Annotated in this window: 31 protein-coding genes and 2 tRNA genes; 1 reads left to right on the plus strand and 32 read right to left on the minus strand. The window is 64.2% G+C overall.

Annotated features, from left to right (window positions below; all coding sequences use genetic code 11):
- Positions 1 to 47: 47 nt before the first annotated feature.
- The 32 genes from ACK1X7_RS36900 to ACK1X7_RS37055 all read right to left on the minus strand — a co-directional run bounded on the left by ACK1X7_RS36900 (position 48) and on the right by ACK1X7_RS37055 (position 22,546).
- Entirely contained in the window at positions 48 to 677 is a 630-nt protein-coding gene (locus tag ACK1X7_RS36900; RefSeq protein WP_413116206.1) for a cell envelope biogenesis protein OmpA, read from the minus strand.
- Between the two features lie 109 nt (positions 678 to 786).
- Positions 787 to 1,128 carry a hypothetical protein gene (locus ACK1X7_RS36905; protein WP_413116207.1) on the minus strand — a complete coding sequence of 114 codons (342 nt, stop codon included), beginning with the start codon at positions 1,126 to 1,128 and terminating at the stop codon, positions 787 to 789.
- Between the two features lie 95 nt (positions 1,129 to 1,223).
- Positions 1,224 to 1,670 carry a DUF4262 domain-containing protein gene (locus ACK1X7_RS36910; protein WP_413116208.1) on the minus strand — a complete coding sequence of 149 codons (447 nt, stop codon included), beginning with the start codon at positions 1,668 to 1,670 and terminating at the stop codon, positions 1,224 to 1,226.
- Positions 1,671 to 1,698: 28 nt separating this feature from the next.
- The gene (locus ACK1X7_RS36915) at positions 1,699 to 2,883 is read right to left on the minus strand and encodes a DUF932 domain-containing protein (RefSeq protein ID WP_413116209.1); all 1,185 of its coding nucleotides are present in this window, start codon (positions 2,881 to 2,883) and stop codon (positions 1,699 to 1,701) included.
- Between the two features lie 563 nt (positions 2,884 to 3,446).
- Entirely contained in the window at positions 3,447 to 3,743 is a 297-nt protein-coding gene (locus ACK1X7_RS36920) for a hypothetical protein (RefSeq protein WP_413116210.1), read from the minus strand.
- A gap of 75 nt (positions 3,744 to 3,818) precedes the next feature.
- On the minus strand, positions 3,819 to 4,199 hold the full coding sequence (locus tag ACK1X7_RS36925; RefSeq protein ID WP_413116211.1) for a hypothetical protein: 381 nt from the start codon (positions 4,197 to 4,199) through the stop codon (positions 3,819 to 3,821).
- Entirely contained in the window at positions 4,189 to 4,668 is a 480-nt protein-coding gene (locus ACK1X7_RS36930; RefSeq protein ID WP_413116212.1) for a hypothetical protein, read from the minus strand. The genes ACK1X7_RS36925 and ACK1X7_RS36930 overlap by 11 nt, the downstream gene beginning before the upstream one ends.
- Before the next feature lie 99 nt (positions 4,669 to 4,767).
- Positions 4,768 to 5,064, minus strand: coding sequence for a hypothetical protein (locus ACK1X7_RS36935; protein WP_413116213.1), 297 nt, complete (start codon positions 5,062 to 5,064; stop codon positions 4,768 to 4,770).
- Positions 5,065 to 5,085: 21 nt separating this feature from the next.
- Entirely contained in the window at positions 5,086 to 5,301 is a 216-nt protein-coding gene (locus ACK1X7_RS36940) for a hypothetical protein (protein WP_413116214.1), read from the minus strand.
- Between the two features lie 19 nt (positions 5,302 to 5,320).
- Positions 5,321 to 6,097 carry a hypothetical protein gene (locus ACK1X7_RS36945; RefSeq protein ID WP_413116215.1) on the minus strand — a complete coding sequence of 259 codons (777 nt, stop codon included), beginning with the start codon at positions 6,095 to 6,097 and terminating at the stop codon, positions 5,321 to 5,323.
- Positions 6,098 to 6,234: 137 nt separating this feature from the next.
- On the minus strand, positions 6,235 to 7,293 hold the full coding sequence (locus ACK1X7_RS36950) for a hypothetical protein (protein ID WP_413116216.1): 1,059 nt from the start codon (positions 7,291 to 7,293) through the stop codon (positions 6,235 to 6,237).
- The gene (locus ACK1X7_RS36955) at positions 7,290 to 7,781 is read right to left on the minus strand and encodes a hypothetical protein (RefSeq protein WP_413116217.1); all 492 of its coding nucleotides are present in this window, start codon (positions 7,779 to 7,781) and stop codon (positions 7,290 to 7,292) included. The genes ACK1X7_RS36950 and ACK1X7_RS36955 overlap by 4 nt, the downstream gene beginning before the upstream one ends.
- 343 nt (positions 7,782 to 8,124) lie before the next feature.
- Positions 8,125 to 8,862: a hypothetical protein gene (locus tag ACK1X7_RS36960; protein WP_413116218.1), complete on the minus strand. Its 738-nt coding sequence runs from the start codon at positions 8,860 to 8,862 to the stop codon at positions 8,125 to 8,127.
- A gap of 170 nt (positions 8,863 to 9,032) precedes the next feature.
- Positions 9,033 to 9,107: transfer RNA gene (locus ACK1X7_RS36965), tRNA-Ile, on the minus strand.
- 183 nt (positions 9,108 to 9,290) lie between these two features.
- Positions 9,291 to 9,833, minus strand: a complete 543-nt coding sequence (locus tag ACK1X7_RS36970) for a hypothetical protein (RefSeq protein WP_413116219.1) — start codon at positions 9,831 to 9,833, stop codon at positions 9,291 to 9,293.
- Positions 9,834 to 10,070: 237 nt separating this feature from the next.
- A tRNA-Leu gene (locus tag ACK1X7_RS36975) sits at positions 10,071 to 10,144 on the minus strand.
- 26 nt (positions 10,145 to 10,170) lie between these two features.
- Positions 10,171 to 10,779: a DUF7178 family protein gene (locus ACK1X7_RS36980; protein WP_413116220.1), complete on the minus strand. Its 609-nt coding sequence runs from the start codon at positions 10,777 to 10,779 to the stop codon at positions 10,171 to 10,173.
- 156 nt (positions 10,780 to 10,935) lie between these two features.
- Positions 10,936 to 11,415 carry a hypothetical protein gene (locus ACK1X7_RS36985; protein ID WP_413116221.1) on the minus strand — a complete coding sequence of 160 codons (480 nt, stop codon included), beginning with the start codon at positions 11,413 to 11,415 and terminating at the stop codon, positions 10,936 to 10,938.
- Positions 11,416 to 11,722: 307 nt separating this feature from the next.
- On the minus strand, positions 11,723 to 12,085 hold the full coding sequence (locus ACK1X7_RS36990) for a hypothetical protein (protein ID WP_413116222.1): 363 nt from the start codon (positions 12,083 to 12,085) through the stop codon (positions 11,723 to 11,725).
- 70 nt (positions 12,086 to 12,155) lie between these two features.
- Complete coding sequence (locus tag ACK1X7_RS36995; protein WP_413116223.1) at positions 12,156 to 12,374, minus strand: hypothetical protein; 219 nt, start codon at positions 12,372 to 12,374, stop codon at positions 12,156 to 12,158.
- Between the two features lie 276 nt (positions 12,375 to 12,650).
- On the minus strand, positions 12,651 to 12,920 hold the full coding sequence (locus ACK1X7_RS37000) for a hypothetical protein (RefSeq protein ID WP_413116224.1): 270 nt from the start codon (positions 12,918 to 12,920) through the stop codon (positions 12,651 to 12,653).
- Between the two features lie 438 nt (positions 12,921 to 13,358).
- Positions 13,359 to 13,757 (minus strand): hypothetical protein, encoded by a 399-nt coding sequence (locus tag ACK1X7_RS37005; protein WP_413116225.1) that lies wholly within the window; start codon positions 13,755 to 13,757, stop codon positions 13,359 to 13,361.
- A gap of 2 nt (positions 13,758 to 13,759) precedes the next feature.
- Positions 13,760 to 14,368, minus strand: a complete 609-nt coding sequence (locus ACK1X7_RS37010; RefSeq protein WP_413116226.1) for a hypothetical protein — start codon at positions 14,366 to 14,368, stop codon at positions 13,760 to 13,762.
- Positions 14,369 to 14,829: 461 nt separating this feature from the next.
- The gene (locus ACK1X7_RS37015; RefSeq protein WP_413116227.1) at positions 14,830 to 15,198 is read right to left on the minus strand and encodes a hypothetical protein; all 369 of its coding nucleotides are present in this window, start codon (positions 15,196 to 15,198) and stop codon (positions 14,830 to 14,832) included.
- 115 nt (positions 15,199 to 15,313) lie between these two features.
- A complete protein-coding gene (locus ACK1X7_RS37020) occupies positions 15,314 to 15,700 on the minus strand; it encodes a hypothetical protein (protein ID WP_413116228.1) in 387 nt (128 codons plus the stop codon).
- A 177-nt stretch (positions 15,701 to 15,877) separates the two neighbouring features.
- On the minus strand, positions 15,878 to 16,285 hold the full coding sequence (locus ACK1X7_RS37025; protein WP_413116229.1) for a hypothetical protein: 408 nt from the start codon (positions 16,283 to 16,285) through the stop codon (positions 15,878 to 15,880).
- 189 nt (positions 16,286 to 16,474) lie between these two features.
- Entirely contained in the window at positions 16,475 to 16,693 is a 219-nt protein-coding gene (locus ACK1X7_RS37030) for a hypothetical protein (protein WP_413116230.1), read from the minus strand.
- Between the two features lie 725 nt (positions 16,694 to 17,418).
- On the minus strand, positions 17,419 to 18,240 hold the full coding sequence (locus tag ACK1X7_RS37035) for a hypothetical protein (protein ID WP_413116231.1): 822 nt from the start codon (positions 18,238 to 18,240) through the stop codon (positions 17,419 to 17,421).
- Positions 18,241 to 18,803: 563 nt separating this feature from the next.
- Entirely contained in the window at positions 18,804 to 20,204 is a 1,401-nt protein-coding gene (locus ACK1X7_RS37040) for an NAD(P)/FAD-dependent oxidoreductase (protein WP_413116232.1), read from the minus strand.
- Positions 20,205 to 20,238: 34 nt separating this feature from the next.
- A complete protein-coding gene (locus tag ACK1X7_RS37045) occupies positions 20,239 to 21,465 on the minus strand; it encodes an MAB_1171c family putative transporter (RefSeq protein WP_413116233.1) in 1,227 nt (408 codons plus the stop codon).
- Positions 21,462 to 22,067, minus strand: coding sequence for a hypothetical protein (locus ACK1X7_RS37050; protein ID WP_413116234.1), 606 nt, complete (start codon positions 22,065 to 22,067; stop codon positions 21,462 to 21,464). Before ACK1X7_RS37050 ends, ACK1X7_RS37045 begins: the two co-directional genes overlap by 4 nt.
- 32 nt (positions 22,068 to 22,099) lie before the next feature.
- A complete protein-coding gene (locus tag ACK1X7_RS37055; protein ID WP_413116235.1) occupies positions 22,100 to 22,546 on the minus strand; it encodes an XRE family transcriptional regulator in 447 nt (148 codons plus the stop codon).
- 490 nt (positions 22,547 to 23,036) lie between these two features.
- Between ACK1X7_RS37055 and ACK1X7_RS37060 the strand changes: the two genes are divergently transcribed.
- Positions 23,037 to 23,762 (plus strand): GGDEF domain-containing protein, encoded by a 726-nt coding sequence (locus tag ACK1X7_RS37060; RefSeq protein WP_413116236.1) that lies wholly within the window; start codon positions 23,037 to 23,039, stop codon positions 23,760 to 23,762.
- Positions 23,763 to 23,891 lie beyond the last annotated feature (129 nt).

Genomic DNA, 23,891 nt, shown 5'->3' on the forward strand with positions numbered 1-23,891 from the left:
GAGACCACACCAGACAACAGGGGACAGCGGTCTATCGCTCGCCGCTGTCACACCTCATCGCTGCTTGGTGGAAGGTCGAGGAGCTGCCGGATCAGGTCGAGCTTTTCGTCAAGGCCCGCGTGACGGCTTCTCCGGATGGGCCTGATCTTCAAGACGTTGATGTCGAGGTCCAGGCCGAGGAGGTCGTGTTGAGGGTCGGCCTTGAGCCGGTAATTGGCCGGATTGATCAGCCAGGCGTCCCAGTCTTCAGCAGGTTGTCCAGAGCGTGCGTTGTGGTCTTTGGGTGTGGTGGTGTCGGGGCAGGGACAGTCCGGGTCGGGGCATGGACGTCCGGCTGGATGTGTGGCGAGCAGTGGTGAACGCCGGTAATGGGATGCCTGGCCGTTGAGCATCGGGCAGTGCTGTTTGGCGTAGCCCAGGCACTCGGGGTGCACGCCGGGTTCGCTGGCCCACCGGGTGCTTACGTCCTGCGGTCGGACGAGCAGGTAGATGCGCTCGCCGAGCCGTTGACCGCAGATCTGGCACAGGCACCGGGTGAGGGCCAGATGCCGCTTGTGCTGGTCGACGCCACCGAATGCGACGTGGCCATCGTGTGTGAAGGCGATCCAGGGCACGACCAAGCCGCCGCTCAATGGACGGTGGATGCACCGAACGGGAACAGGTGGGATGGTGGTCATTCAGATTCCCCGATACTGGTCGCTGATTGTTCGTCGAGTGGCTGAGTGGCCGGAAAATGCGACGGCGCCGACCCTTGGGACGGCGCCGTCGCGCTGGGTGTGAGGGATATCAGCCATCGGTGGCAGGGTTTGTGGCTTTGGGGTCTGTTCGGCTGTCGCTGGCCATGTCGTATAGCTCGGGGTCGAAGGCGACCTGGAAGCCAGCCTCCGTGAGAGCGACGAAGGCGCGAGTGGCACGGGCGTTCTCCTCCTTTGCATCGAGATCAGGGGGCAGTTCGTACCAGCGGTACAGCGGTGGTATTTGCTGCTCTACAAAGCCGTGCCGTATCAGTAGTTCCTGCACTGGCTCTGCCAGAATTTCTTGGTCGTCGCCACCGTCGGCGATGACCGGGCCGCGCCAGCGTCTGAAGATCTCGACGTGGCAGAGCTCACCGTCTCGGCTCTCATGCATGGATGGATGTACTCCTCTCACTCGGTGTGTTGAAACGTGGGAGCCCGCTTGCTGCGGCAACCGTCGACACGTCGGGCAATCGACCCGGGTCCGCGTTACAGGAGCGGCTGTGCCCTCCAGAGCTGGGCCATCTGATCGTCGTTGGGAAACCGTCCGTGCTGGTCGGGCCAAAGCGCTTGCCAGACCGGCGGGGTTACGTCGTAGAGGGCGGCGATGATTGCGAGGCGTTCTGGACGGCTGACCGGGCGCAGACGGAGTAGGAGTCCGTCTTTGAGGACTCCGTCGAGTTCCAGCCCGTCAACGGGTTCAAGGCTGTGATCAGCGAGCGTGTGGGGGAGGGTGTTGAGCAGACCGTGCAATGTCTCGGCGTCCAGCCCTGAGACGGCCAGTTCGTAGCCGCGGTTGTCCTGGGCATGCAATCCGACCGTGTAGGCGAACGGACGCGTTCCGGCGTCGAGGTCGCCGTGCACATATTGCACGGCATGACCGTGTTGCATGATGATCTCCGTCACGCGGCGGAGATACGGACTGCGGATGGTCATGTTGTCTCTTCCCTTGCAGCGCAGAGGCTCAGCGCTGGCGCGGGAGCGTCAGTCGCCGGTGTGCCTTGGTCTTCAGGTCGTCGTCGGTGCCTTCGAGCAGACGCAAGCCTCGGGCGGCGGGCTTGTTGTCTTTCAGTCCGGAGGCGGCGCTGGGCCGGATCGGGGCGTAGTGGTCGACGTAGTCGGTGACGGCCCTTTCGCCCGCGTAGGCGGTGCGGCCAGCGCGCTCGGCCTCGTCCGCGAACAGACTGTGGAGCCGTTCGCGACGGGCCTGGTGGGTCCGTGCCGAGCGAGCGGTGTTGTCGTCGTCCAACGGCCACAGCGTGTCGATGAGTTCGTTGAACTCGTCGATGGCGAGATCGGTACGGGCCAGCGCGGTCTCTTCGTCTGCCCACCGGTCGTAGTACTTGATCGACAGGCCGAGGGTGCGACGGGCTTCCTGGATCTGGTCGGTCGCGTTGCGGGTGTGTCGTACGGTCCAGCGGGTGAGCGCGTCCGCCACGGCGAGGCGTTCTGTGTTCCCGCAGACTGGTCGCCAGGGAGTGACCACGACCTGGTAGGGGGAGCGTCCGTCGTGGCTGTTGATTGCCACGATGAAGGGGACGATGTGGTCGTTGATGCCTTCGGCGTCGACGACCACGTGCTGGGGCAAGCGCATGGCGACGAAGACCTTCTTCCCGCCGCGCAGCGCCCCGGCCGATTCCCAGATCACTCCGGAGTCGTTGACGAGTTCTTGGAGGAACTCGAAGGCTCGTCGGTTCTGGATGACCTCGTAGCCTGTACCGACGACTCCCAGTGAGGCGCCGGTGTCGGTGCGTACCGTGTGGAAGGCCCGCTTGTCCACGCGGGTCTCGCCGTTCCACGGATACATGGCCGGGGCCATATCGACCTGATAGTCGATGCCCCCGAGCTCCAGGACCTTGCCGATGTCACTGGTGCCCCCGGGGATCACGGTGCCCACGTTGTGCCATGCCGGGACGGATGAGTACAGGGCCGCCGTGCCGCGGGAGAGGTCAAGGCCATGCTGCGGGACGCCACGGGCGCTGAGGATCTCCCCGGCGTCCCACCCGGTCAGGACTCGGTAGCGGCCGTCGGGCAGGCGTTCCACCGTCCCGGCGGCGAGGCGGTCCTGGAGAGCGCGTTCCCAGTTGCGGGCGTCCTCCAACTGCCCTGCGCGTTCGGCAGCGAACGCTTCATTGACGTCAATGGACATGCTTACTCCTCTTCTGACATGTGGTGCATCGGATGGCCACCGGTGCGGCCAGGAGCGGCACCGGCGCCCAGGTGCAGACAGGGGGCACTGCTGGCAGAGAGGGCCCTCTCCTGGGAGAGGGAGATCAGGAGAGGGCCCGAGCCCGCCCCATGGCGTATGCGGGGCGGGACCGGCGACGGGGAATGCAGACAAAGCCGCCGCCGGAGTCTTGATCAAACGAGGAAGAGATCCCGTACTATGCGCAACGCCGAATCCGCGGCGTCCGCGGGGATCGGGCTGTGGTCCCCCCGGCGGTCTTCATGGAGAAGCCGCTGAGGGAGAGCGCAACGGATTCCCTAAGGGGCGCACCAGGCCAGTTCCCCGGCCCCCACACACACCGTGATCCGCACCCTGTTCCGAAAGGGTTAAGCATTCGGGCGCCGGAGGCGACGGGCGACAGGTCCCACCGTATTGATACGGGGTTGAGCAAGCCCCGAATACCGATCTTGTGATGGTGATGTCGGGTGTGCCAGGCAACAGGTGCGCAAGCGAACAGAACCGTCGCCCGCCTCCAGACGCTGGTCTCACTGGTTCCCCGTATTCTGCGGGCCCGGCCCGCCACCACGACAGCCGCCGGAGTGGTCCTGTTCGTCGGCTGACGGGCGCAGCGCTGTCGGCCTCAGCAGCACGTGCACGCCGGCGGTCGCGGTGAACGGGGCGCCGGATGTGCGGTCGTGACCCTGGATCATGACCGACCCGTGCTGCTGTTCGGCATACTCGATCACCAGGCCCGCGTACGTACTCTGCTCGTCGCCGCAGACGGTGAAGTGCTCGGCGATCTCACCGAGGAGATCGTTCTCGATCTCATGCCGTTCGATCATGATTTCCTCCTCCCGAGGGCAGGACAGTGACAGCAGGCACCGAATGAGGACCCTGCGGGATGGTGATGACGCGGTCTAAAGCGGTTTGACGCCACCGAAGATCCGGACTTCGAGCTCCTGGTTCTCATCGAGCAGGACGGCCGGCAGGTCCTTCACGCCCTCGCGCTGCGCACGGGCCAGCCGGTGCCATCCGTCGATGATCAGTGCGGCGCCGTCGGCTTCCCGGATCCTGACCAGGATCAGAGGGCGTTCCAGATCGGCGTACAGGACGTGACGTTCGTTCAGCCGGATGGCGCCGAGTAGGCCGAACCACGGCTCGGCGTCCAAGCGGCGAATGGGAAGCGTTCGTGCGATCTGATGAGCCTTGGTGACGTCCCACCGAAAGGCCAGGAACTGGAAGTACTCGCCTCCCTCGTCATCGTCGCCGCGCATCGTGCGTTTCTTCTCAGATGACATGGCATAGCTCTGCGTCAGCGGGCTGGGGCAGGCCCCGGAAGATGGCCCCGACGCACAGCAGTGCAGTCGTGCCCTGGTGGCCGAAGAACTCCTCGGCCACCACATCCGTGCGTTCCACGGCTTCGATGACCGGGCCGAAGTAGTCGAACAGCTTATGAGCTGCTGCCAGGTAGGCCACTTCCTGATCGTTCGCCTGCACGGTGATCACGACGGGCAGCAGATCAGGCGACATGGTCTCGCCGTCGGAGCCAATCGTCGTGTCCCAGCCCGCGACGATGGTGAAATACTCGCGCTGCTCCCTGGCCAGCTCCTGCACCAGGTCGGCTGGGTCGGCCGCCAGCCCGTCACGGAGCCGGTTGACCTGGTCCTCGTTATACCCGGCCTCAACCGAACAATCGGCTGCCAACATTGCGCCGCGAGCCCGCTCGTAGGTCTCGACACGGTTGGCGATCTTTTTGGTGGGTTTCATACCCTGCTCCTGGTTGGCGTGGTAGTCGGTACAGCCCCGTCGTCGGCCGGGCATTTGTCGGGGCAAGCCGTCGTACGACGGCGGGGCTCGATCGGGGATTCAGCGCTCCGTCCCCTCGATCTGAGTGGGCTCGTGGGGCCGGGCTGCGCTTCGGCGCTCCTCCAACACCTGCCGCATCTCTTCTTCGGAGAGCGGCTCAATGTGGCAGCGGTCGCTCGCGACGTACCATTCCGCTGTACTGCGGAGGGGGTTGCCGAGACACACAGCCGCGATGCGGCCGTCCCGGTGCTCGATCTCGCGGACGTGATAGCCGACTTGGACTTTGCCCGCCTGATCGGTCACCTTGACGATCTCTGCCGGGAGGATGTCGGGGTGCACCCAGGGCTTATTTGCCATTTCACCTCCTTCCTCTCTTACTCATCGCGTCTCCCAGACGGCTTTGAAGACGGTCTTGCCGAGGGGAAATTCGGCGATCTCGCCTGTGTACTTGCGGACGTGGGCCTTGTCGCTGATGGCGATGAGCTGACCACCCCATACCGGCTGGCCGTCGAAAAGCACGACCAGGTGCATCCCCATGAAGGGCAGCAGGTCCAGCGCATCCGGGCATTCGAGGTAGGTGACGTTCGTAGTCACGAATACTCCCGGCACCCCATCAATGCAGCCCGGCGGTTTTGAGGACCCGCTCCGCCATGTCCAGGGCAACGCCTGGGTCGTCCCATCCGGGCCCTTGCGTGCTCACCAGCAGGGCCAACTCCACGAGCTGGCCATCAAGGCCGTTGGGCATCAGCCGTACACACAGTCCGGAGGCGTAGGCGAGGTACAAGGTCCAGCCATCCCGGGTGAAGCGGACGCCACCACATTCGGCGTCAGCGACGTCGGTCAGCAGCATGCGGGGAACGGCCGGTTCGGGGATCCGGTACCACATGGTCCCGCCGATGGAGAGATCCACGTGGTAGGTGCCCGAACCCGCAGCCAGGACGTGCGCGTCGGTGAGCGTGCCCGGGAGGCTGGCCCGAGGCGTACCTCCCCAGGTCACGGGATACCGCCAGCCGTCTTGGTGCCACACCGTGACCCCGTTCGGCTGGTGCTCCCCTACTGCGGTCGCCCCAGCCAGCAGTGCGTTGATCTGCTCCGGCGACAGGTGACGGGGCTCGGCGTCGTTATCGAAGGGGAAGACATAGGTGAAGCAGTCACTCCCGTCACCGTCGTCAAGCCACGTGATCTTGTTGCCCTCGATGCGATAGAGGCCCGCCTTGGGCCACTCGGTACGCCCGGTGTTCGGAAATCCCTCGATCACGTAGTGGATAGCTGCCGGTCCGATAGACCTGATGGTCCGCGGGCCTGACAGGTGGGGGTTCTTATGGTTGACGCATTGGAATGTCGTGCAGTTTTGGGCACGGCGCTTGAACTCGGCAAGTCTGACCGGCATGTCCTCCTCCGTTTCTGGGCACGAAAAAAGCGGCTCGCAGATCGGTGAGCCGCTGAAGAGAATGTTGGGGAATTCCAGGGGTCGGGCTTCGTTACCCGGAAAGAACTCTCGCGGATCCGGGTGGCCTCAGGGATGGCCTAGTGGACCGGAACGATGATGCCTTCGCCGTCTTTACCGAAAGCGGCGGCGTTCACCAGTAGCGGTGGGACCCACTTGACTTTCTTGAGGGTCTTCCCGGGCCCGAATAGAAAGGTGTGAGGGTGGCCCCGCCGCACGTGGGGAATCACCTTCCATTCACTTTGGATGGCTGTCCGCCGCAGCCTGTCGACCTGCTCATGGAACTGCTGGATAGCCGGGCCCAGTCGCCAGCCGACGCGGTGTACCTGGACCGCCCTGCCCAGACGTACTCCACGCCGCCGCGCACGCTGCGGTGGCGCTGACACCTTCTCCATGTCGGGCTTATCGCAGCAGACATAGAGCAGGTGCGAGACCACGATCAGGGTGAGGCGTGCCATGTACTCGCGCAGCGCGCTGTCCTGAGGACCCATTTCCCCGCCGATGACGTGGATCACGGGCGCCTCGTCCATCACCTTCCGTGGCGTCGTGTTCTCCGCCGTGGTGGGGGCGGAGAGCTCCATCGTCTGGCGCTCCACCACTGCGCCGTGCCCGTCGAGGACATCCACCACGGCGACGACGGTGTACGGGACCCCTTCGTGTTTGTCGACGTCGACGGTGCTCGCTACCTGAGCCAGGGAAGGGCGGAGCATGAGCACGAATCCGCGCATCGCAGTCGGCCGGCCGAACTGGTCTTGGGACATGATCGGCTTCCGGAAAAGGAACAGCGGGTTCGGGTGGGGTAGGCGTCGGAGCACGTCTCCGGGGAACTCGGAGTCGAGTTCCATGTCCACCAAGCTCTCGGACAGCGATGGGTCGAAGTCGTACACCACCCGCGTCGCCCGCCACATACGGGTGGCCGCGACCATTCCGGCCGCGGCGAGCAGGTGGTCATCGCTGCTGTCACCGCGCGGTGTTGGGACCCGGTCGAGATCCGCTTCCCTGCCCTGGACCAACTGCACCAGTGGCACGGCGTCGGCGTGCCTCAGGAACTTCAGGCGTGGAGTTTCGATTTCGTCCGCAAGCGCCTCCGCAAGCGCGGCACCGGACATCAGCTCCGGCTGCTTCGATGCCCGGCTCATCGCCGTGCTCGCTTCTCGACGGAGTCGATGCGGACCCGCAGAGAGTTACTGTCGGGGCACTCCACCGGCGCGACCAGAAGGAAGCCGGAGGCATAGCTCTCAGAGCCGTGTCCGAGGTCGTGCTGTTCGATCGCTGTGACCTTGAAGTCACGGCCGGTCTCCGGTATCCACACCAGGTCGCCCACGCTGATGCCACATGCTGTCGTCCAGATATCGGCCGCGTAGTAGTGCAAGGCTTCGTCTCCGATGCGCCACGGCGTGTCGTACAGGCCCTCGCAGCCGGGCTGTCCGATGTGGTTGTGGCTGCTGTCCAGGATGGCAGTAAGGGCCCCGGGGGCAACGATATGGATCGTGTAGGCCGCTTTCGTTCCCGCCCTCAGTTCTGTTGCATCCTCGGGTTCGAAATCGGTGATCGAGTAAAAGGCTTCCGCGGTGGCCAGTGGCTTTCCGGTCTCCTGGCGGGCGATTCGGATCTTGGGAAGTGCCATCTATATCCTCCTTTCGATAGGGCGACGTTCCCTGTTCGTCACATGTCCTGGTCACGTCCCATCGACTCACCCTCACGACAAAGACAACGCAGTCGCACGTCAGGAAAAACCAGCCGTCCTTGCCAACTTGGTCTACGGTCATGCTGGTTTTCTTCTCCTTTCTTTTGTGTCGCGTTCGGCTGCGGCCCCAGTGGTGTTACTCGAACCACAAGAGGTCGTGCAGCGCCACGTCTCGGCACCCGAGCGCTCGGTCATCAGGCGGGGTCGCCACGCGACGACCGCTGTGCGCCGACGCAGTCGCGATTCCAATGCCGCTGCACTGCTCCACGAAGGCCCGGACGTCTCATGCCGCCGAAGAGCCATGAGTTGCTTCCTGACGTTCGCGGAATTCGGTCAGTGTCAACGGCCGGGACCGGCCTCCGGAACGATCGCGCAGGATCGCCACGTCGCCCAGCTCAGCACGAAGCTGTCGCTCCTGGCTTTCAGCCTCGGCATACCGCTCCGGGAAGACCTCCAGTACACGAGCCCAGTGGCGGTGGCCACCGCGGACGCACAGGGAGCCGCAGTTGTTGTGTCCGAAACCGAGGGCATACAGATGAGGCGGCTCAAGGCCGGCCGCACGGGCCTGGTTGAGCATCTCGTCCTTGGTCAGGTACGGCGGGTCGCACATCGGGAAGGTAACGGTCCAGGGCGACCAGCCGCGTTCGATCGCGGGCGTGCGGCGCTGCTCCGACCAGTCAATACCGACGTACAACACAGTTTCACCGGGATCGGCGTGCTCCTCCAGCCAACGGCGGCATGGACGCTGCTTCAAGATCTCTGAGCACGACGCCAAGCGGCTGTTTCCGAGGAACCGCTTCTGCCAGAAGACCTCGAACGGGGTGTGCCCGTCGGCGACACGCGTGACTGGCACCCCGATCTGGTCTGCGGCATCGCGCACAAAGCGATACAAGTCCGGGTCTTCGACAAGGGTGTCAGCGAACAGCAGGACCAGGTCCTCTGTGCCATGTTCAGTGAGGACACGCTGAGTGGCCGCCCAACTGCCGATCCCACCGGAGAATTGGACCACGCGGCGGATCACCCTCCTCACACCACCGTGAGGCCCAGGTAGGCAGGAGGACAGGCCCTTGGTTCGAGTAACGGCAGGTTCGAGGTCCGTGGCCGGAGGCTGACCGCCGGGACGGGCCGATATGTTCTCGTCAGCGAAGTCAGCGGACAATTGGTCTCCAATCTGGTTTGCCTGCTCAGGAGTGGTTGCGGCGGGACTCGAACCCGCGACCGCATCGGCTTATAAGACCGGCGCTCTACCAACTGAGCTACGCAACCAAGTGAGTGGGCCGCGCTCCGCTGGCGGTGGCGAAGCGCGGCCCGGGAAGCGGCCGGGCCCAGGGGGTGGGGAGGGAAACCCGGCCGCTGGTCCGATATTCGAAGAGACGAAAGTCAAGCGGCTGGCTCACGGACCGGCGCCGAATCCTCGACCGCAGGGGTCCTAACGGAGGGAGGCGGCTATCAGGCGCTCAGCCCCTGAAGTGCGTCATAGTCGGCCCGGCCGAGGAGGAACGTCGCCACGAGCCGGACAGGCCATGAGGCTTCTTGAGCTGGGGCGCGGTCGGCGAACCGGCCATCGTGATGCGGCGCATCCTGCTGGCCCCGGTAGACCTCCAGTTCACCGGAATCGAAATTCACCAAGTATCCCCACGCGGCGAAGTACGCCGCGAAAGCGGAGGCATCCGCGATGTATCCGCAGGTGAGGATGGCCTGAGGATCACCCTGTGTCTTCCACAACAGTTCGTCCCATGACGGCCCCTCGCGGCCGATGTGCTCAAGGTCGTCGGTGTACGGCTTCAGCCGCTCGATCGCCTCTGCGGTTGGTACGTCCTCATCGGTGACAACACTCAAGTTGCGTGCCGCCCTTCGGGCTGCCTCGAGGTCAGCGAGCTCTGCCCATGCCATTACGGCAGCTCCGAGGCCAGCGGGAGCGCTGTCGTGCTGGTTGTAGGCGATCTTCTCCTGTCCATCGGCTACAAAGCCGAGGAAACCACGGTTGCTCATGAACAACCTCCAGTGTCGGGAAAGGGTGAAGAAGCGACCCTGCGCTTTCCAAGGATGTCGTGATGGCATGCGGGTATCTGTTGAGGTGGGGCAGAGAGGTGGAGGGCACCTGGAGCTTTAACCATTCAGACATGCCTGAACAGTTCCGTTCCGGCCTACCCCGCCCAGAAAGCGACGTTTACATACATACGGCGCTCAGGTGCGGCCAATTACCGATCTCCCTTCGGATACTGGGCGTGGACCCGACCGGATTCGAACCGGCGACATTTCGCGTTTTTAAGACGCGCGCTCTACCTCTGAGCTACGGGCCCAAGGGGGCGCAGGAAGAGTTTTAGTCTCACGGCCTTCGCGGACCGCGCGTACCGGTACCTGCGATGCGTTCGGTATGGACGACCCAGGTGACAGACTGGACTGTGCTGGGCAGCTCGCCGAGCCAGAGTGCAGCTTCGCGGTAGCAGTCCGCCAACAGTGCATAACGGTTAACGCTACCCAGGCCGCGGTCGCGATTTCCGCATGTTTCCCCCACAGCGACATCGTGGGCATGCCGGTCGATTACGACAGCATCGTGATCAGAAGGGTCGGCGATGCATCGGAAGAACATTCCTGTCTTGCGCTCCATGGGCAGCACCTCGACGGGGTCCGTTCCAGCCATAATCTCGGCAACCTTGGTTAGGGCATCTTGGAGGTGGCCGGAAAGTGCACCGGTCTCGTATGCCCGACGGGCTAAGCGGCAGTTCTCTGACCAGCTTTTGTTCGCGGACAGTGCGGCGATCACACCAGCGCCGGTACGTGCATCGCCGTCTGTGATCAGCGAGGCCAGTTCGTTCGCGGCGCGGTACCACATTCGGCCACGCTGCATCTGTTCTGGAGTGGCGGCCCGCCATACGGAGATGATGTTGCGAACGTATCGCTCACGCGTCTCGCTGGATACCCTGACGGGGATCACGACGTGCCTCCCTCCAGATATACGGACTGAGTTCAGATTTCCTTGTTGGCGACCAGCAGATCCAGAACCGCCGGACGCTTGTCGCTCACTCAAATACGGCGTCTAAGGATGCCCGATTACCGATCTTGAACAGGTACTCTTCGGCCGGATGGAAAATCAGCTCTCCCCTTCTCTGAACGGGCAAGTTGAGGAATGGGCGGGATCCCGGTCGAACTCATCTGGGTAACTGTCGGGCAGCATCCCGTTGTCCGGCAGGAGTGCGGGACCTTGGTGCAGGAAGGCCCCAAGGTCCGCCAAGCTACGAACTTCGGCGAGCGGAACCATGGCGCCGCAGACCGGGCATGGGCCGAGCAGGAAAAACGGCTCGTCGTCGTAGATCGGGTTGAGGTAGGAGAACGTGTAGACCTGCTGTTCGTCCTCCGGGTCGCTCGCATGGAGAGTGAGCGGAGCAAGAGGCAGTACAAGGGAGTTCCAGTTGCGGTTCGGCTGCACGTGCGCCGGATCGATGCCAAGCAACGCCGCGAGGCGCACGGCGGCCCGGGCGACGTCAGCTGCCTTGCTGTCAGGTATCAGTGGATGAGTCGAGTGCCGCTGCAACAGCTCGTAGGCGGATGCGGCACGGCTAGCGATGCTCATGGCGAAAGACCTCGAATACTGAATTGGTGTGGCAAGGGGCGAACAGCAACGGACCGCTACCGGAGGCTCAGCCAACGGCCTGCGAGATGACGGACGACACGGCGGTGGACTGGCTCCAGCGGGATGGCCGACGCACGGGGAATCCAGGCTCTGCGTCTGGGCCCTACGGCCTCGCAGGGGCGTGGACGTGCGGCGCTCTCGTTCGTGTACCTGGATGGAGCCGCGTCCGCGTGCCCGTCGCTGTTCCATAAGGTCCGGCCGGCACCGCTGATCCTCCGGTCTGGTGACAAGGTGCCGACGATCTGGCTCATTGCACGCCGGTGGTGCTCAGGGCCAGTTCCTGGAGCTCCAGCCCTGCATCGTTGTTCGCTTCGAGTTCAAGATCGGTCGTGATCTGCTCGATCGCTTCCTTGACGGCGCGGCGCATCGCGGGGAGTCCTCCGGCCTCGTGTACGTAGGCGACAAGATCGGAGACAATGTCCCCGACGAGGAGGGGGGCCAGGTCAGCGTCGAAGCGTGCCCAGCCGTCCTCGCTCGCGGAGTAGTCACACTCGCCCAGCCATTCGAGCACGGTGAGGAGGTGAGACAGGCCCCGTTCCACGGAGGTCGACTTGAGGACATTGTCCGGGGTAATGAAGGGTGACTTCAGAAGCGGTCCGGTGTGTCTCATAGCGGAACTCTCTTTCTAGGCTCGCCATCGCGGGAAGGAGGTTCATCGCCAGGAAGCTGGTCAGAGCGGCTTACGCTGCACTGGTGAGATGGTTGACCAGGCCGATGGCTTCTTTGCCGACGCGGGCGCCGATTTCGCCGTATGGGCCGTGTTGCTTCGCGCCGATGTCTTTTATGTCTTGAGCGCGGAGCCGGGCCGTGGACGTCTCGTACCGTTTGATCAGGTCCGGGGCCTGTCCGATGGTCATCCCCCGCGCTGCAATCCGCGCTCCCGGTGCCAGTCGTTCCACCGGTACAGCATCCATAGGCGGGATTCCGGGGTGTGGGCCAGCGGTGACCACATGGGCAGCCAGGGTGTCGTTCTCGCGCGTATGCGCTTATCAGCGCAGGCGCCATCGGTGGTGTGGTCGCTCGCCACGTAGGTGTGAGGCTGCTCTCCGTCGTAGCACTCGGGTCCGGCTACGCGGTGAAGTCCCGAGGCTCGTCCGACCACTGCCCTTGGCGCAGTTCATACAACGGAGCGTCAAAGCGCTCCGGCGCCAGCGTTGCGCTTGGGGTTACGGCGATCACGCTGCCTTGTCCAGCGGAAGGAGCTTGACGTCATCCACGTCGCGCTCGTTCACGGTCAAGTAACCGTTGCTTCCGTCGATCGGCAGGTCGTCCAGCCACAGATCTTCGTGGTCGGCCAGATGGCTTGCCAGGGCCTCGATGTCATCGGCGACATCGGGCGGGACGTCAAGGCTGAACGGGAAGTCGTAGGTCACCGCCTCGGTTACCGTCAGCATGACACGGATCTTGGTCAGTTCTTCCGACTCCGGTATCTCCTTGATGTTCACAGACTTGTCCTCTCCTCTCTCGTGAACGCCAGGGGCGCCGCCCGGCACGGCGGCGCCCCTGGCATGGCCCCCACCCCCTCTGGGGGGGGGAGTTGAGGGGGTGGGGGGCTGGGTGGCTAAGTGCGCGACGAACACGTCGTCGTCCCCGACCTTGATCTGCACAGCGACCGTCCCTTTCTCGGTCAGCAGCTCGGAGGCGGTTTCATCATGGTGAACGGACACCCGTAATGGAGCGTTGTGGGAACGACGCAGACGAAGACCTGGCCCCCCGCCGACTTGGCTCGACGGGAGACTGGTCGTGTCATCCGGGCCTGGTGGCCGGAACAAGGCGTTCAGGCTGGCTTCGGTCGCGAAGCCCCTGCCGCATGCGGCTATCGCTTCGTCCCTTCCGGCAACAAGTCGGCAGGCGCATGGCTCTCCGAGATCTGAGTGCCGTCGTCACAGGCAACTCACCTTGTGGAAGATCTCGGCCCGCTGTTGCGGGGACCAGTCGCCCGCGAGCCGTACGGATGTCTCGGCGATCTTGCTGTCGCCTTCGTACGGGTCCTCGTACCGGCCGTGGAGCCAGGCATGCTCGGGTACGGCGTCGCCGATCGGGTAGATGGACGGCTCGGTCACGCCAGCCCGTTCAATTCTGTCGACGGCCCAGGCGATCACGTCGCCCTCCCACCATTCGGCGTCGTCCTCGTCGCACGCCTCGCGCACCGTGAGCGTCGGCTCGATGAGCCTGTTCTCCCCCTCCATCCACTCACCGCCGTACCGCCCGCCGGTCGGGGTGACGCCCGTCGGAGTGCGGTAGCTCACGACGCTACGGGTGATCTCAATCGTGTAGCTCATGATTACGCCGCTTCCTGCCGGTCGCGGTTGCGGTGCTTGCGCTCCAGGTACTCCGCGCTGTAGATCGCGGCCTCACCGGAGTTGACCGGCACCCGGCGCGACAGCACGTCGTCAATGCGCGCCACGATGTCCGGGGTCCCCTCCAGCGCCCCGGCACGCTCACGCACGACGGACCACGCCAGTTCCTCGGTGGAGATGGCCACTGCCGGATCACGCGGGGTGCCGATGGCAGGCGCCTGACGGCGACGTGTGGCTCGCTCTCGGGCCTCCTGCCGCTCCTCCTGCGCCGCGATGGCCAGCGCGCCCTCCGCAGGCTCACTCAGGGCATACAGCAGACCTTGGTGTCCCGAGGTGGTCCGCGAATACTTCACGTCCGGGATGACAACTGGCCCGCAGCGCAGAACCCACGCGATCGGGGTCCGATAGCTGAGGACGGTGTAGATGATCTCGTCACCGTCTTCGATGTACTGCTCGCGCCAGAGGTGCGGAAGCCGGTCGCCGAAGGGGAGGTGGTATCCCTCCACGGCGTGGAAGGCGCCGTAGGTGTCGAACGGTTCGCGGCGGGCCAGCGCCTCTCGCGCTGCCCATGAGTGCGTGGCAAACTTCTTCACAGGTCCTGTCCTCTCCAACGATGCGGGACCGTGAGGGCCACCAAGACGCCCGGCGCCGCGTCGTGTACGCGGGCGCCACGGGGCGGCATCCCCGCAGGCAACGCTTGGCGGCCCTCATCTGTCGGGCGGGTGGTCAGAGCCGGCGGCCTCCCTGGCCTGGCTGGATCGTCTATGTGTTGGCCTCACGGGTACGCGGTGCGTGCGCTAGCGGGTGGTGATCACTCGCTGGTAACCGCGCGGCATTCACGCCCGCTGTAGCGGCGCGCGGCCCTATCGGTCGTGCCCAGGCACGTCGACGGTTTCGCCGAGCAGCGCCGGGATCTCCAGCCCTGTGATCCGTCCTGTGCATGATCAGCTTTCTCCTTGCTGTTGACCGTCCCACCAGTCGGGGCGGGAGGCTTGCGGAGTGCAGGACCAGAAAGGCGCACCCCGGCGGGGTGCGCCTTTCTGGGGCCCGGCCGTCACAGCGTTATCTCTGTGCCTGCGGCCAGGTCGAAGATCGCCAGTTGCTCTCGCCCCTTTCCGGCTAAGATCGCGGCCTGCTGATCGGGGAGGATCTCGACGGGGTCGACATAGATCACTCCGTTGGACAGCCAGCCGCCCAGACCGTTCGCGGCCCCGTATCGTGCCGTGACGCTGCGGACCAGGTCCTCGAATGCGTCGAACGGCGCGGCGGCGGAGATGGTGTGCTGCGTCGGAGTGAGGCTCACCGCGTACCCGTCGTTGGGCACGTAGGCGCTCCCGTCCGGGCGCGCCGTGATCGTGAACCCGCCGTTCATGAACAGATCGTCGTACAGAGATTCCACGGCAGGCGTGGTCAGGGTGTCCATGATCAGTCCTCTCCATGCTGATCACGGTCCCGCCCGGCATGGCGGGAGTCTCGCGGGCTGCAAGACCACGAGGGCGCGCGTCCCGGCATGGACGCGCGCCCCTGTGGTCCAGCAGTCAGCGGTCGGCGTGTACGCCGAGCATCGCCAGGAGTCCGGCCCACTCGGCGTTGCCGTACTCGGCCACCAGCCAGGCGATGATTCCGCCCAGCGTTAGCAGCACAGTCTGGGAGGCCACGACGTACAGACCCCGCAGGAGACGCTGCTTATCGGCGTACCAGTGGACGTCGATCGCCACCGAGCAGCCGAACAGGCGGGGGTGGTACTCCCGGTGGATCCGTCCGAGCTTTGGGTGAGGCCGCGTAACGTGCACGCGGTGCCCGTCGGTCGCGTGGTCGATGACCCTCTCGAAGCGCCACACCTGGCCAGCGGTGGGGCCCGACACCATGTGAATCATGGAACCCGGCTCGACCACGGAGGTGGTGGCGTCGTTGATGAGCTGCACGATCCCTCTCCTTGATCATGTGCCTGCAACGGACGGGCGGCGGCACCCCGTTCGAACGGGGTGCCGCACCCATGCCACGCGGCAGTCGCGCTCACTTACGCGTCCAGAAGATGATCTGGCGCGCGGCCGATACCGCCAGAGCGCACCAGGCGATCAGGTGCAAGGCTCGGTCGGACATCACGCGATCCCGAATTGAAGATCGGCCAGCAGGTCGGTATTGCCCTTACGGGCCGCCCAGCGGCGCATACCCGTCGCCCGATGCGGATGGAACGGCGCCCAGTCGGTCGGCCGCACCCGCAGGAATTCCCTGGCCTCGTGCTCCTCGATGGACATGATGATGTCAAGGAGCGCGGCGTACAGATCTTCGTCGGTGCGGTCCTTGACCACCAGCGGGAATTCCGCGTAGGTGGTGATCTCCTGCGGATACCCGACCGCCGCCTGATCCCGGTTGCTGTTGCGGGCCGGGTAATCCACGCGGACAACGATCGTGCTTTCAAACCGCTTTGTGTGATCGCGGGCAGTGAACGTCCAGCCCGGCTTGTAGATCACGTTATGCACTAACTCGATCGCGCTCGCAGTTTCCATGATCCCTCTCCAGCGGGTCATGGGTGCTCCGGCATGAGCACCCCCAGTCAGCGCACGTACGGGACGTGCGCTGAAGTGGGGTTCAGCCGGACGTGTCGTCACTTCGGTTCTTCCATCGGGCGATCAGAGACCTGATTCCGACGAAGGCCGTCGCGGCAAGGCCGGTGACAACTGCTGGCAACGCGGACGTCACAGCCCCTCCCGTGCATCACGATGACGGGCCGCTACACGGGCCGCCTCACGGCTGTGGGTGTGCTGAATAAACACACCACGGCTGTTGATCACGCCCCAGGAACCCTCGTCCGAGTCCCAGTCGACGTCGTACAGCTCACGGTTGCGTGCAGCCGTGATCAGCTGGCGCGCTGTGGAGCTGTTCGGGTTGATCGCATTCCACATGGAAGGTGCCATGATCCCTCTCCAATCGATCAGGCAAGCGGCTCCAGAACGGCATCCCTGAGAGCCTTGTGATCGCGGGCGGCCACCCTTGTCGGATACCCCGCACCGTGGCGAGCCGGACGGGCGCGATCCGGTGAGGCATGATGTGCTCTCACATAAATACGTCACCTAAAACCGCCCGATTACCGATCACGCGAGAGAATTTCGCGAAGCCTTTCACGCCCACAGCGGCATCTAATAAGGATTCGCCATCTCGTCGCATCGCCAAATTAGCGTCTCACTTAAATACGGATCTCGAAAACCCTCAAATACCGATCTTGCAGGGATTCTTCGAAGATCTTCTTAAGCGCGCTTGGTTACGGCAGAGATGATCCCGCGCGCACCTCATAGGTGAAGACCACGTACCGCGCCGTTTGGGCGCCGATACTCTCTCACTCAAATACGGGGCACCGAATCCCCCGAATACCGATCATGGGGCATCCGTGAAGGTCTTTCTAAAACCGCTCACAGGATCCACGCCCTGCAAGGGCACGTCAAGAAGGCTGGTCATGCGTAAATATCTGACGCAGCGCCTAACTCGCTCACCAACGCGAGCGTCGCGCAAGCGTGACGCACTCGGCTACCGCCGAAATGCGTTCTCACCTACATACGGATAACAGAACCCTCCAAATACCGATCTCGCATGCACGCGGGCCCCGAACTCTACGGTTCGGGGCCCAGGAGCGTGCCAACCGCTCCTAGTCGTCCATCTGCGGTCGTGTGCTGCGATAAATCAGCTCATCCCGCGCAGTATCGAGAGACGCGGAAAGCGAGCGCCACTCCTTGGCACCAGTATCCCGCGCACGCTGAACTTTGGACGACGAATTCAGCGGGCCACCGTACATTTCTTGCGCTGTCTTGCCTATGACTCCGGCACGCCCGAGATCATCCGCTGTGCTCGCGTAGCGCAGCATCCGGCGCAGGGTCGGGTACTCACTTCCGTCACCCCAAGCCGAACGAAAGATCATTTCGCTGTTGCCCGACAGGTAGGGGGTCACCGCGAGGGTGCTGAGCTTGTCCGCGTGCGGGATCCCGCGTGTGATCTGTTGTCCCGGCATGACGTCTATTTCATCGGGTTTGACGTCCAGCCGGTACCCGTTCCGCGCCGCAGCGTCGCGCACTGCCCAGTATTGGAGCGTTTTACGGGTGACGATGATCGTTTCGCCGTCTCGCCGGATGTACTGCCACGCACACGGTTCGCGGGAATCGATCCACACGGCGGAAACTTCACATGTCGCGATGATCTCGCCCAGCCTCTTCGCGAAGATCAAAACGGCATCCTGCGTGACGTCGTCACTCACGTCATCCGTCCCGTACAGCGCATAACCGCTACGGGCCGCCGTCGCACTTCCGTCCATACGCTTCCGTGAACGCGTAGAGTCGACGGTCCGGCAGTATCCGCGTGACGTCTTTTGCAGCTCCGCGAAATCGGCTGGTGTCACGCGTTTCATGTCTTCCGCCGTGACCTCTCCGCGCCGCCGATCGCCCGGGGTCCCCTTGTCTGATGGTTGATTGAACACGACCGTCTCCGATCGTTCGCGACACGTACATGGTGTACTGCGTCTCGGTAATTCAATTCTCCCGCGATTCACGCTCCACGCAAGAGCCGGAGCCGCCTTTTTCGAATTCTTTACAAAATTCCCCGACGTCAAGCTGCCGCGACCAATCGCCGCAATTCCGACGGCAGATTGAGGCAGTCAATGAAAGTGAATCAATGAACAAAAGGACCATCCCAGTTACATACCGCAAAAACAAACAGTCAATGCAATCACTCAATTCAATGAAATGTCTATTCTTGCACCACCCCTCAATCACTCCCCCCTGTCTCCCCAGGTGCCCCTGGGTATCGAGTTGCGGGCAGCGCAGGTAGGGGCTGCCGCGCCCCTACCTGCGACAAGACCGGCCAAGGGGGCTTCCGATCTAACAGGAAGGGGAATTGGAAGCCCAGTTGGCAGGGAGATTGGAAGCCGGATTGGCGTGTGATGCATAGCAAGGCGGGCAGAAGCTCGCCAACTGACTGGAAGCCGCTGAGCAAGTGACCTCGGCGTCCATGCGCTATATCTATCGCCGCCGGCCGACTGCGCTATTCACTCGAGGAACAGGGCCTCGCGAAGAATAGCAATTCGTCGCTCAAGGGAGGGGCGGAAAGCGCGGGCCGGGTAGGGCCGAGGAGGGTGGCCAGGGCTGCTTTCGGGGACAGCATCTTGGCCATTGGTTTGGAGAGGGCGAAGGCGCCGTAGAAGGCTGCTGCGGCCGCGGGACGGTCGCTGGCAGTCTTGACGAGCCGGTCCACGTAGCGCTGCATGAGGCGCGCCGCCATGGTGGGGGGTGTGCCGATGGCTTGGGGATAGAGCACGTCCTGGCTGGTTGCCGTCGTCCACGCGCCTTCGGTTGTGCCTGCGATGGTTCGTTGGATGCGGCGGGCGGCTCCGGGACGCATGCTGTGCTGTGCCAGTCCATGGTGGAGTGCGGCTGCGCTGCGGGCGGCGACGGACATGCCGTGGCCATAGATTGGGTTGTAAGTGGCGACGGCATCGCCGAGAACAATGAATCCGTCCGGCCAGTGGGGCAGTCGCTCGAAGTACCGTCGACGGTTTGCGGTGCTATGGGAGCCGTAAACGGGGCTGTCAGGGTGTGCACGGGCGATCAGGTCGCCGACGATGGGGTGGCGCACGCCGCGCGCGAAGTCGATGAAGCGGGATGCGTCGGTGGGAGGCTCACCGCCCCGGGTACCGGAGAGAGTGACCAGCCATCGGCGGTTTTCGATTGGGATGAGGGTGGCGGATTGCCCGGGGCGCGCCGCTAGGTGGTCGGCCTGGACGTTGATGAGGGGGAAGTCGGCCGGCGCCCCCTTAGGGGCGTGAAAGATCCTGGTTGCGTAGGTGAGGCCGGAGTCGACGGTCTCTTCGGCTGGTGCGGTGAGTCCGAGATTGGCCAGCCACGAGCTGGCCTGTGAGGTGCGGCCGGTGGCGTCGACGACGAGGTCGGCCTGGAGCTCCGTCTCCCGGCCGCTCGCCTCGTCGCGTACTCGTACGCCGGTGACGCGAGCGGGGTTGCCGAGGAGCGCTATGGCCCGGCCGGGAGGAGCCAAGGTGATCCGGTCGTTGGCGAGTACCTCTTTGCGTACCACCCAGTCGAGGAGGTCGCGGCTGCAGATGATGATGAATTGCATCCGCGGCCCGCGTCGCAGCCACCCTTGAGCGGTCAGGGAGACCAGCCCGCTGGGCACTCCGATCTGTCGGGCGCCGGCAGCGGTCCATCGTCGGATGGTGCCGGGCAGGAGTGATTCGATGGCGCGGGCACCTCCTGACCACATCAGGTGGGCATGACGGGCCTGCGGAACTCCTCTGCGGGTTCCTGGGCCGTCGGGCAGGTGATAGCGCTCGACAATGGTGACCCTGTCCATGTGGCTGGACAGCGCCGCGGCGGCCAGTGTCCCGGCCAGCCCTCCGCCGAGGACGACAGCGTGTGCGGGTGTGCGCATGAGGCTGGTGTCTCCATCCATAGCAGCAGACTCGCTATTCCTTCCGGGTCGGGTTGAGCGAACCTTCCTCTCTCATCTTTCGGAGTTGAATGAGTACGTCGCGGACGACTGGAGAGTTCGCAAAGGCGCGCGAGACCTCCACTAGCCAAGCCAGTTCACCGATCCCATCGGCCCCGCCTTGGGGGTCGTCCGTGGCCGTGTCCGGTGAAAACTTGATGTGCTGCGCCTTGTCGTCAACGGCTGCCTTAAGACGAGCTGCTTCTACAACCGCGCGGAGCTCGGAGTCAGGAAGGCCAGCTTCTCTTCCAAGGCGCAAGGCGAGGTCCGTGACCTGTGGGTCAACGGAGGAGCGCAGGGCGAGACGGCCATCGTTGATCTCTGCCAAGCGCCGGACGAGGCGCAGCTCGAAATCGCCGCGCGGGATGCGGCCTGTTGGCACGATGGCTGGGGTGGCCTGGCGCAGGGCGCTCCATAGCGGATACAGCTCTCGGTAGGCGCCACGTCGGCTGACTCGGGTGCGCATGTGCGTCAGATGCTGGCCTCGTGAAGGCAGTACGAGGCCGATAGCCATGCATACGGTTGCTGGTGCCGCAAACAGGGGAGCCACATGTGTGCTCAGCCCGTCCCAGTCCGCGCCATACCATCGGGCGATCACCGCTAGGAGTTTGGCAAGGCTGAAGGTAAGGCCACAGCTTGCGCCAATGGCGTTTATTTTGAGTCCGCGGCGCAGCCAGGGTCGGCCGGCCAGTGCGGCCCACTTCCAGCAGAGTCCCATCAAGGCAATGTCAGCGATGGCCAGGGCGATGAGGTATAGGAGAATGAATTCACGGATGAAGGCAGTGCTGGAGTAGTAGGTGTCGAAGTCTACGCGGCGCTCGATGGGGGCCTCTCCGGCTGAGAAGAGAGCGATCAGCGTCGCGATCAGGATGGCGTACGTCGCGGTCCACCGACGTGCGGCGCTCCGTGCACGATCCAGGGGGTGAAGCCAATAGGCGAGTGTGACGCGGGCCGAGGCGCTGAACGCGACGATGACCGCGTATACGAAGAGGGCGGCCAGATTAGGTGTGCCGGTGGTCTTGTTGATGAAAGCGATCGAGGCTGGAGCCGCGCAGAACATGGACACGGACGCGAGGGCAAGCATGACGCACACGGCCCTGCGCAACGGGTTATGCGGTGCCTGCCTTAGATCGCGGAGCTTGAAGCACAGCCCGAGCCAGCCGACTAACGAGCAGGTCCATAAAACGGCGTTCGGATTGCTCATTTTTCTCCCTCGTCCGGGGCGTGTCCCAGGGAAGTCTCAAGCCGACGGACCACCGCTGCGGTTGCGGGCGATTCTGGCGTAGTCCAGATCTCGTTCGGCAACCAGCGGCTCACCTTGGCCATCAGCAACGATGCGAAGAAGTCCGCCTCCTGCTCTGCCTCGCTGCTGCAATGAGTCCGGGAGGCAACGATGCGGGCCACTGTGTCGGGGTCCAGCGAAGGGAACACCAAGCGAGTAGAGGCTTCACCCGCAGCCAGCGTGGCCTCGTGATCCGCTTCCATATGCCAGAACTCGTGGCATGTGATGAGGAGTTGGTGCCAGGGGCTGGTGTCTTTCTCGCACAGTATGTAGTGCGTGCTGTCCGTGGCCACCCATAAGCCGCTGACCGTGTCGGGAGGAAAAGAGACGAGGCGGTGCTGTACGTCTCGGTTGAGCCGCTGCCTCATGCGCTCACACAAAGCGGCCACCACTTGATCAGGCTCGGCGGGGACAGGGAGGTCGAGGTCCCGGACGAGCGCCTTGCAACTACGGCGCATTGCCTTCAGGTCCATCGGATCACCGTGCCGCTGTTGGTTGGTCGTGTTCCAGACCATGACGAGCATCCACGCCCCCCGGCCCCGCCTGGTTCACATGCTCAGTCCTTCGTTTCAGGTGGCTTTGGTGGTGTCCTGTCGGTCTCCAGCACGTGCTCGACGATCTTCGTCACCGCCGCAAGGCCTTCGGGGGTCAGCTCCAAGGCCCGAAGGGCGAGTTGGCGGACTCCCAGGTTGTGGGCGACCTTGGCGAGTTCGATCTCGGCGTCGGTTTGTGCGGCGGTGGCTTCCTCGAGCAGGTAAGCCGTCGGGACCCCGAAGAACCGCGCCAGGGCCGTGAGCAGTTCGGTGGAAGGCTTCTTCTTCGCTCCGGTCCTCAACGCCGAGAGGTACGCGCCTCCGACCCGGATGCTGGGGTTCGCCTGCTTGACGGCTTCGGCTACCTCGCCATTGGTGTATGCGCGCCCCTTCGGACCATCCGGGCGGATGTTGTCGAACAGGCGGTTCAGTCGTTCGGCCAGAGTCGCACTCGGCTCGGCATCGGACATGGGCCCTCACCTCCACCCCGTTTGGCCCAGGCGCTGTCATGAACTCCCAGTTTTCAACCACCGGTTGACAGCCCTGGCGGATCCAAGTCTAGACTCACGCACCGCCATTCATCAACTACTGGTTGAACGAAGCATTCGACCAGTCAACCTGCAATTGATCTACGTCATGCGCAGGAGCGCCGAGGACCACAGTGGGGCAATCGGTCACCAGTCGATGACCGAGTCAGCCGCTTGCGCTCTGCCTGAGCACGGGGGACCAGCCAGCGCGCAATGCCAGACGGCCGACCCGCCCAGGGCGTTGCCGCTGAAATCCAGAGTGAGCGGCCGTCCGTGTGTCCTAGCGCTCCAGCGCAGGGAGAAACCGATGACTGCCACCCCCCGCCCGCTGCCACAACCCCCTCCGCCGACTGACGGCTTACCCAGAGGGGACATGCAGCAGGAAGAACCTCCGCACGGAAGCGGTTCCCGCTGCCCGGCATGCCAGACCCCTTTGACCGACGAGCTCACCGGCGTCCTGGACCGGCGCAGATGGAACCACGACGCCTCGCAAGCACTACTCCAAGCCCGCCGCAGGCCCTGGCCCCTGGCCTTGATCCTGGTCGATCTGGACCGCTTCAAGGACATCAACGACCTGTACGGTCACCCCGCAGGAGACGCCGTACTCCGCGCCGCGGCAACGGCGCTACGCCAACACAGCGGCGAACGAGGCATCGTCGGCCGCTACGGCGGACACACCGGGGACGAGTTCCTCATCCTGCTGCCCGACACCAACCTGGAAGGCGCCCTCGCGGTCGCTCAGAACATCCAGGTCCACATAGGCAGCCTGTCCGTACACGCCATGGCCAGCTGTGATTCGGCCGTGACCATCGCTGGATGGACCGTTTCGATGGGTGTGGCCGCCTGCACGGACTTGATCCCCGGCGACCTGTCCGAGCTGTTGCTGGAGTGTGACGTGGCATTGCGCGATGCCAAGCGCAGCGGAGGCAATCAGATCTGCATCGCAGGCTCGCAAGCCCCGAGGTCCCGCGGCGGGCGCAATCCGGCGGTCGAAGAGGTGCACCAGCTGGCCGACGGTGAAGTGTGCATTCCGCTCGCCCGCTACCTGCGGGCCACCCCCCGCACTTCCCGATCACTCGTGCTGTCGCCCGAGTCGGCCCAGCGGCTTCACGCCGACCTCACCGACGTGCTCAGCCAACTCGCCCGCGCAGAACGATGAACGGGCTCCGCCAGTGGTTGCCCGCATGGATTCCGACGCGAGGAAAACGCGAGGCCATTGCGACAGGCCTGTGGTGGGACGCGATCCGCACGCCGGCGGAAATCGGGTACCAAGTGCTTGGCATCCTCC

Origin of the sequence: Streptomyces sp. CY-1 (assembly GCF_047218265.1) — a bacterium.
Lineage (GTDB): Bacteria > Actinomycetota > Actinomycetes > Streptomycetales > Streptomycetaceae > Streptomyces > Streptomyces niphimycinicus.

What these genes read in the sequence shown, in the direction of transcription:
- ACK1X7_RS37030 (WP_413116230.1), bottom strand. Translation starts at nt 16,693, where the DNA reads ATGGCACCTTCCATGTGGAATGCGATCAACCCGAACAGCTCCACAGCG.
- ACK1X7_RS37055 (WP_413116235.1), bottom strand. Translation starts at nt 22,546, where the DNA reads ATGTCCGATGCCGAGCCGAGTGCGACTCTGGCCGAACGACTGAACCGC.
- ACK1X7_RS36990 (WP_413116222.1), bottom strand. Translation starts at nt 12,085, where the DNA reads ATGAGACACACCGGACCGCTTCTGAAGTCACCCTTCATTACCCCGGAC.
- ACK1X7_RS36920 (WP_413116210.1), bottom strand. Translation starts at nt 3,743, where the DNA reads ATGATCGAACGGCATGAGATCGAGAACGATCTCCTCGGTGAGATCGCC.
- ACK1X7_RS36910 (WP_413116208.1), bottom strand. Translation starts at nt 1,670, where the DNA reads ATGACCATCCGCAGTCCGTATCTCCGCCGCGTGACGGAGATCATCATG.
- ACK1X7_RS36950 (WP_413116216.1), bottom strand. Translation starts at nt 7,293, where the DNA reads ATGAGCCGGGCATCGAAGCAGCCGGAGCTGATGTCCGGTGCCGCGCTT.
- ACK1X7_RS36930 (WP_413116212.1), bottom strand. Translation starts at nt 4,668, where the DNA reads ATGAAACCCACCAAAAAGATCGCCAACCGTGTCGAGACCTACGAGCGG.
- ACK1X7_RS37045 (WP_413116233.1), bottom strand. Translation starts at nt 21,465, where the DNA reads ATGAGCAATCCGAACGCCGTTTTATGGACCTGCTCGTTAGTCGGCTGG.
- ACK1X7_RS36935 (WP_413116213.1), bottom strand. Translation starts at nt 5,064, where the DNA reads ATGGCAAATAAGCCCTGGGTGCACCCCGACATCCTCCCGGCAGAGATC.
- ACK1X7_RS36985 (WP_413116221.1), bottom strand. Translation starts at nt 11,415, where the DNA reads ATGAGCATCGCTAGCCGTGCCGCATCCGCCTACGAGCTGTTGCAGCGG.
- ACK1X7_RS36900 (WP_413116206.1), bottom strand. Translation starts at nt 677, where the DNA reads ATGACCACCATCCCACCTGTTCCCGTTCGGTGCATCCACCGTCCATTG.
- ACK1X7_RS37015 (WP_413116227.1), bottom strand. Translation starts at nt 15,198, where the DNA reads ATGGACACCCTGACCACGCCTGCCGTGGAATCTCTGTACGACGATCTG.
- ACK1X7_RS36945 (WP_413116215.1), bottom strand. Translation starts at nt 6,097, where the DNA reads ATGCCGGTCAGACTTGCCGAGTTCAAGCGCCGTGCCCAAAACTGCACG.
- ACK1X7_RS37025 (WP_413116229.1), bottom strand. Translation starts at nt 16,285, where the DNA reads ATGGAAACTGCGAGCGCGATCGAGTTAGTGCATAACGTGATCTACAAG.
- ACK1X7_RS36955 (WP_413116217.1), bottom strand. Translation starts at nt 7,781, where the DNA reads ATGGCACTTCCCAAGATCCGAATCGCCCGCCAGGAGACCGGAAAGCCA.
- ACK1X7_RS36970 (WP_413116219.1), bottom strand. Translation starts at nt 9,833, where the DNA reads ATGAGCAACCGTGGTTTCCTCGGCTTTGTAGCCGATGGACAGGAGAAG.
- ACK1X7_RS37005 (WP_413116225.1), bottom strand. Translation starts at nt 13,757, where the DNA reads ATGAGCTACACGATTGAGATCACCCGTAGCGTCGTGAGCTACCGCACT.
- ACK1X7_RS36915 (WP_413116209.1), bottom strand. Translation starts at nt 2,883, where the DNA reads ATGTCCATTGACGTCAATGAAGCGTTCGCTGCCGAACGCGCAGGGCAG.
- ACK1X7_RS36905 (WP_413116207.1), bottom strand. Translation starts at nt 1,128, where the DNA reads ATGCATGAGAGCCGAGACGGTGAGCTCTGCCACGTCGAGATCTTCAGA.
- ACK1X7_RS37040 (WP_413116232.1), bottom strand. Translation starts at nt 20,204, where the DNA reads ATGCGCACACCCGCACACGCTGTCGTCCTCGGCGGAGGGCTGGCCGGG.
- ACK1X7_RS37050 (WP_413116234.1), bottom strand. Translation starts at nt 22,067, where the DNA reads ATGCTCGTCATGGTCTGGAACACGACCAACCAACAGCGGCACGGTGAT.
- ACK1X7_RS36925 (WP_413116211.1), bottom strand. Translation starts at nt 4,199, where the DNA reads ATGTCATCTGAGAAGAAACGCACGATGCGCGGCGACGATGACGAGGGA.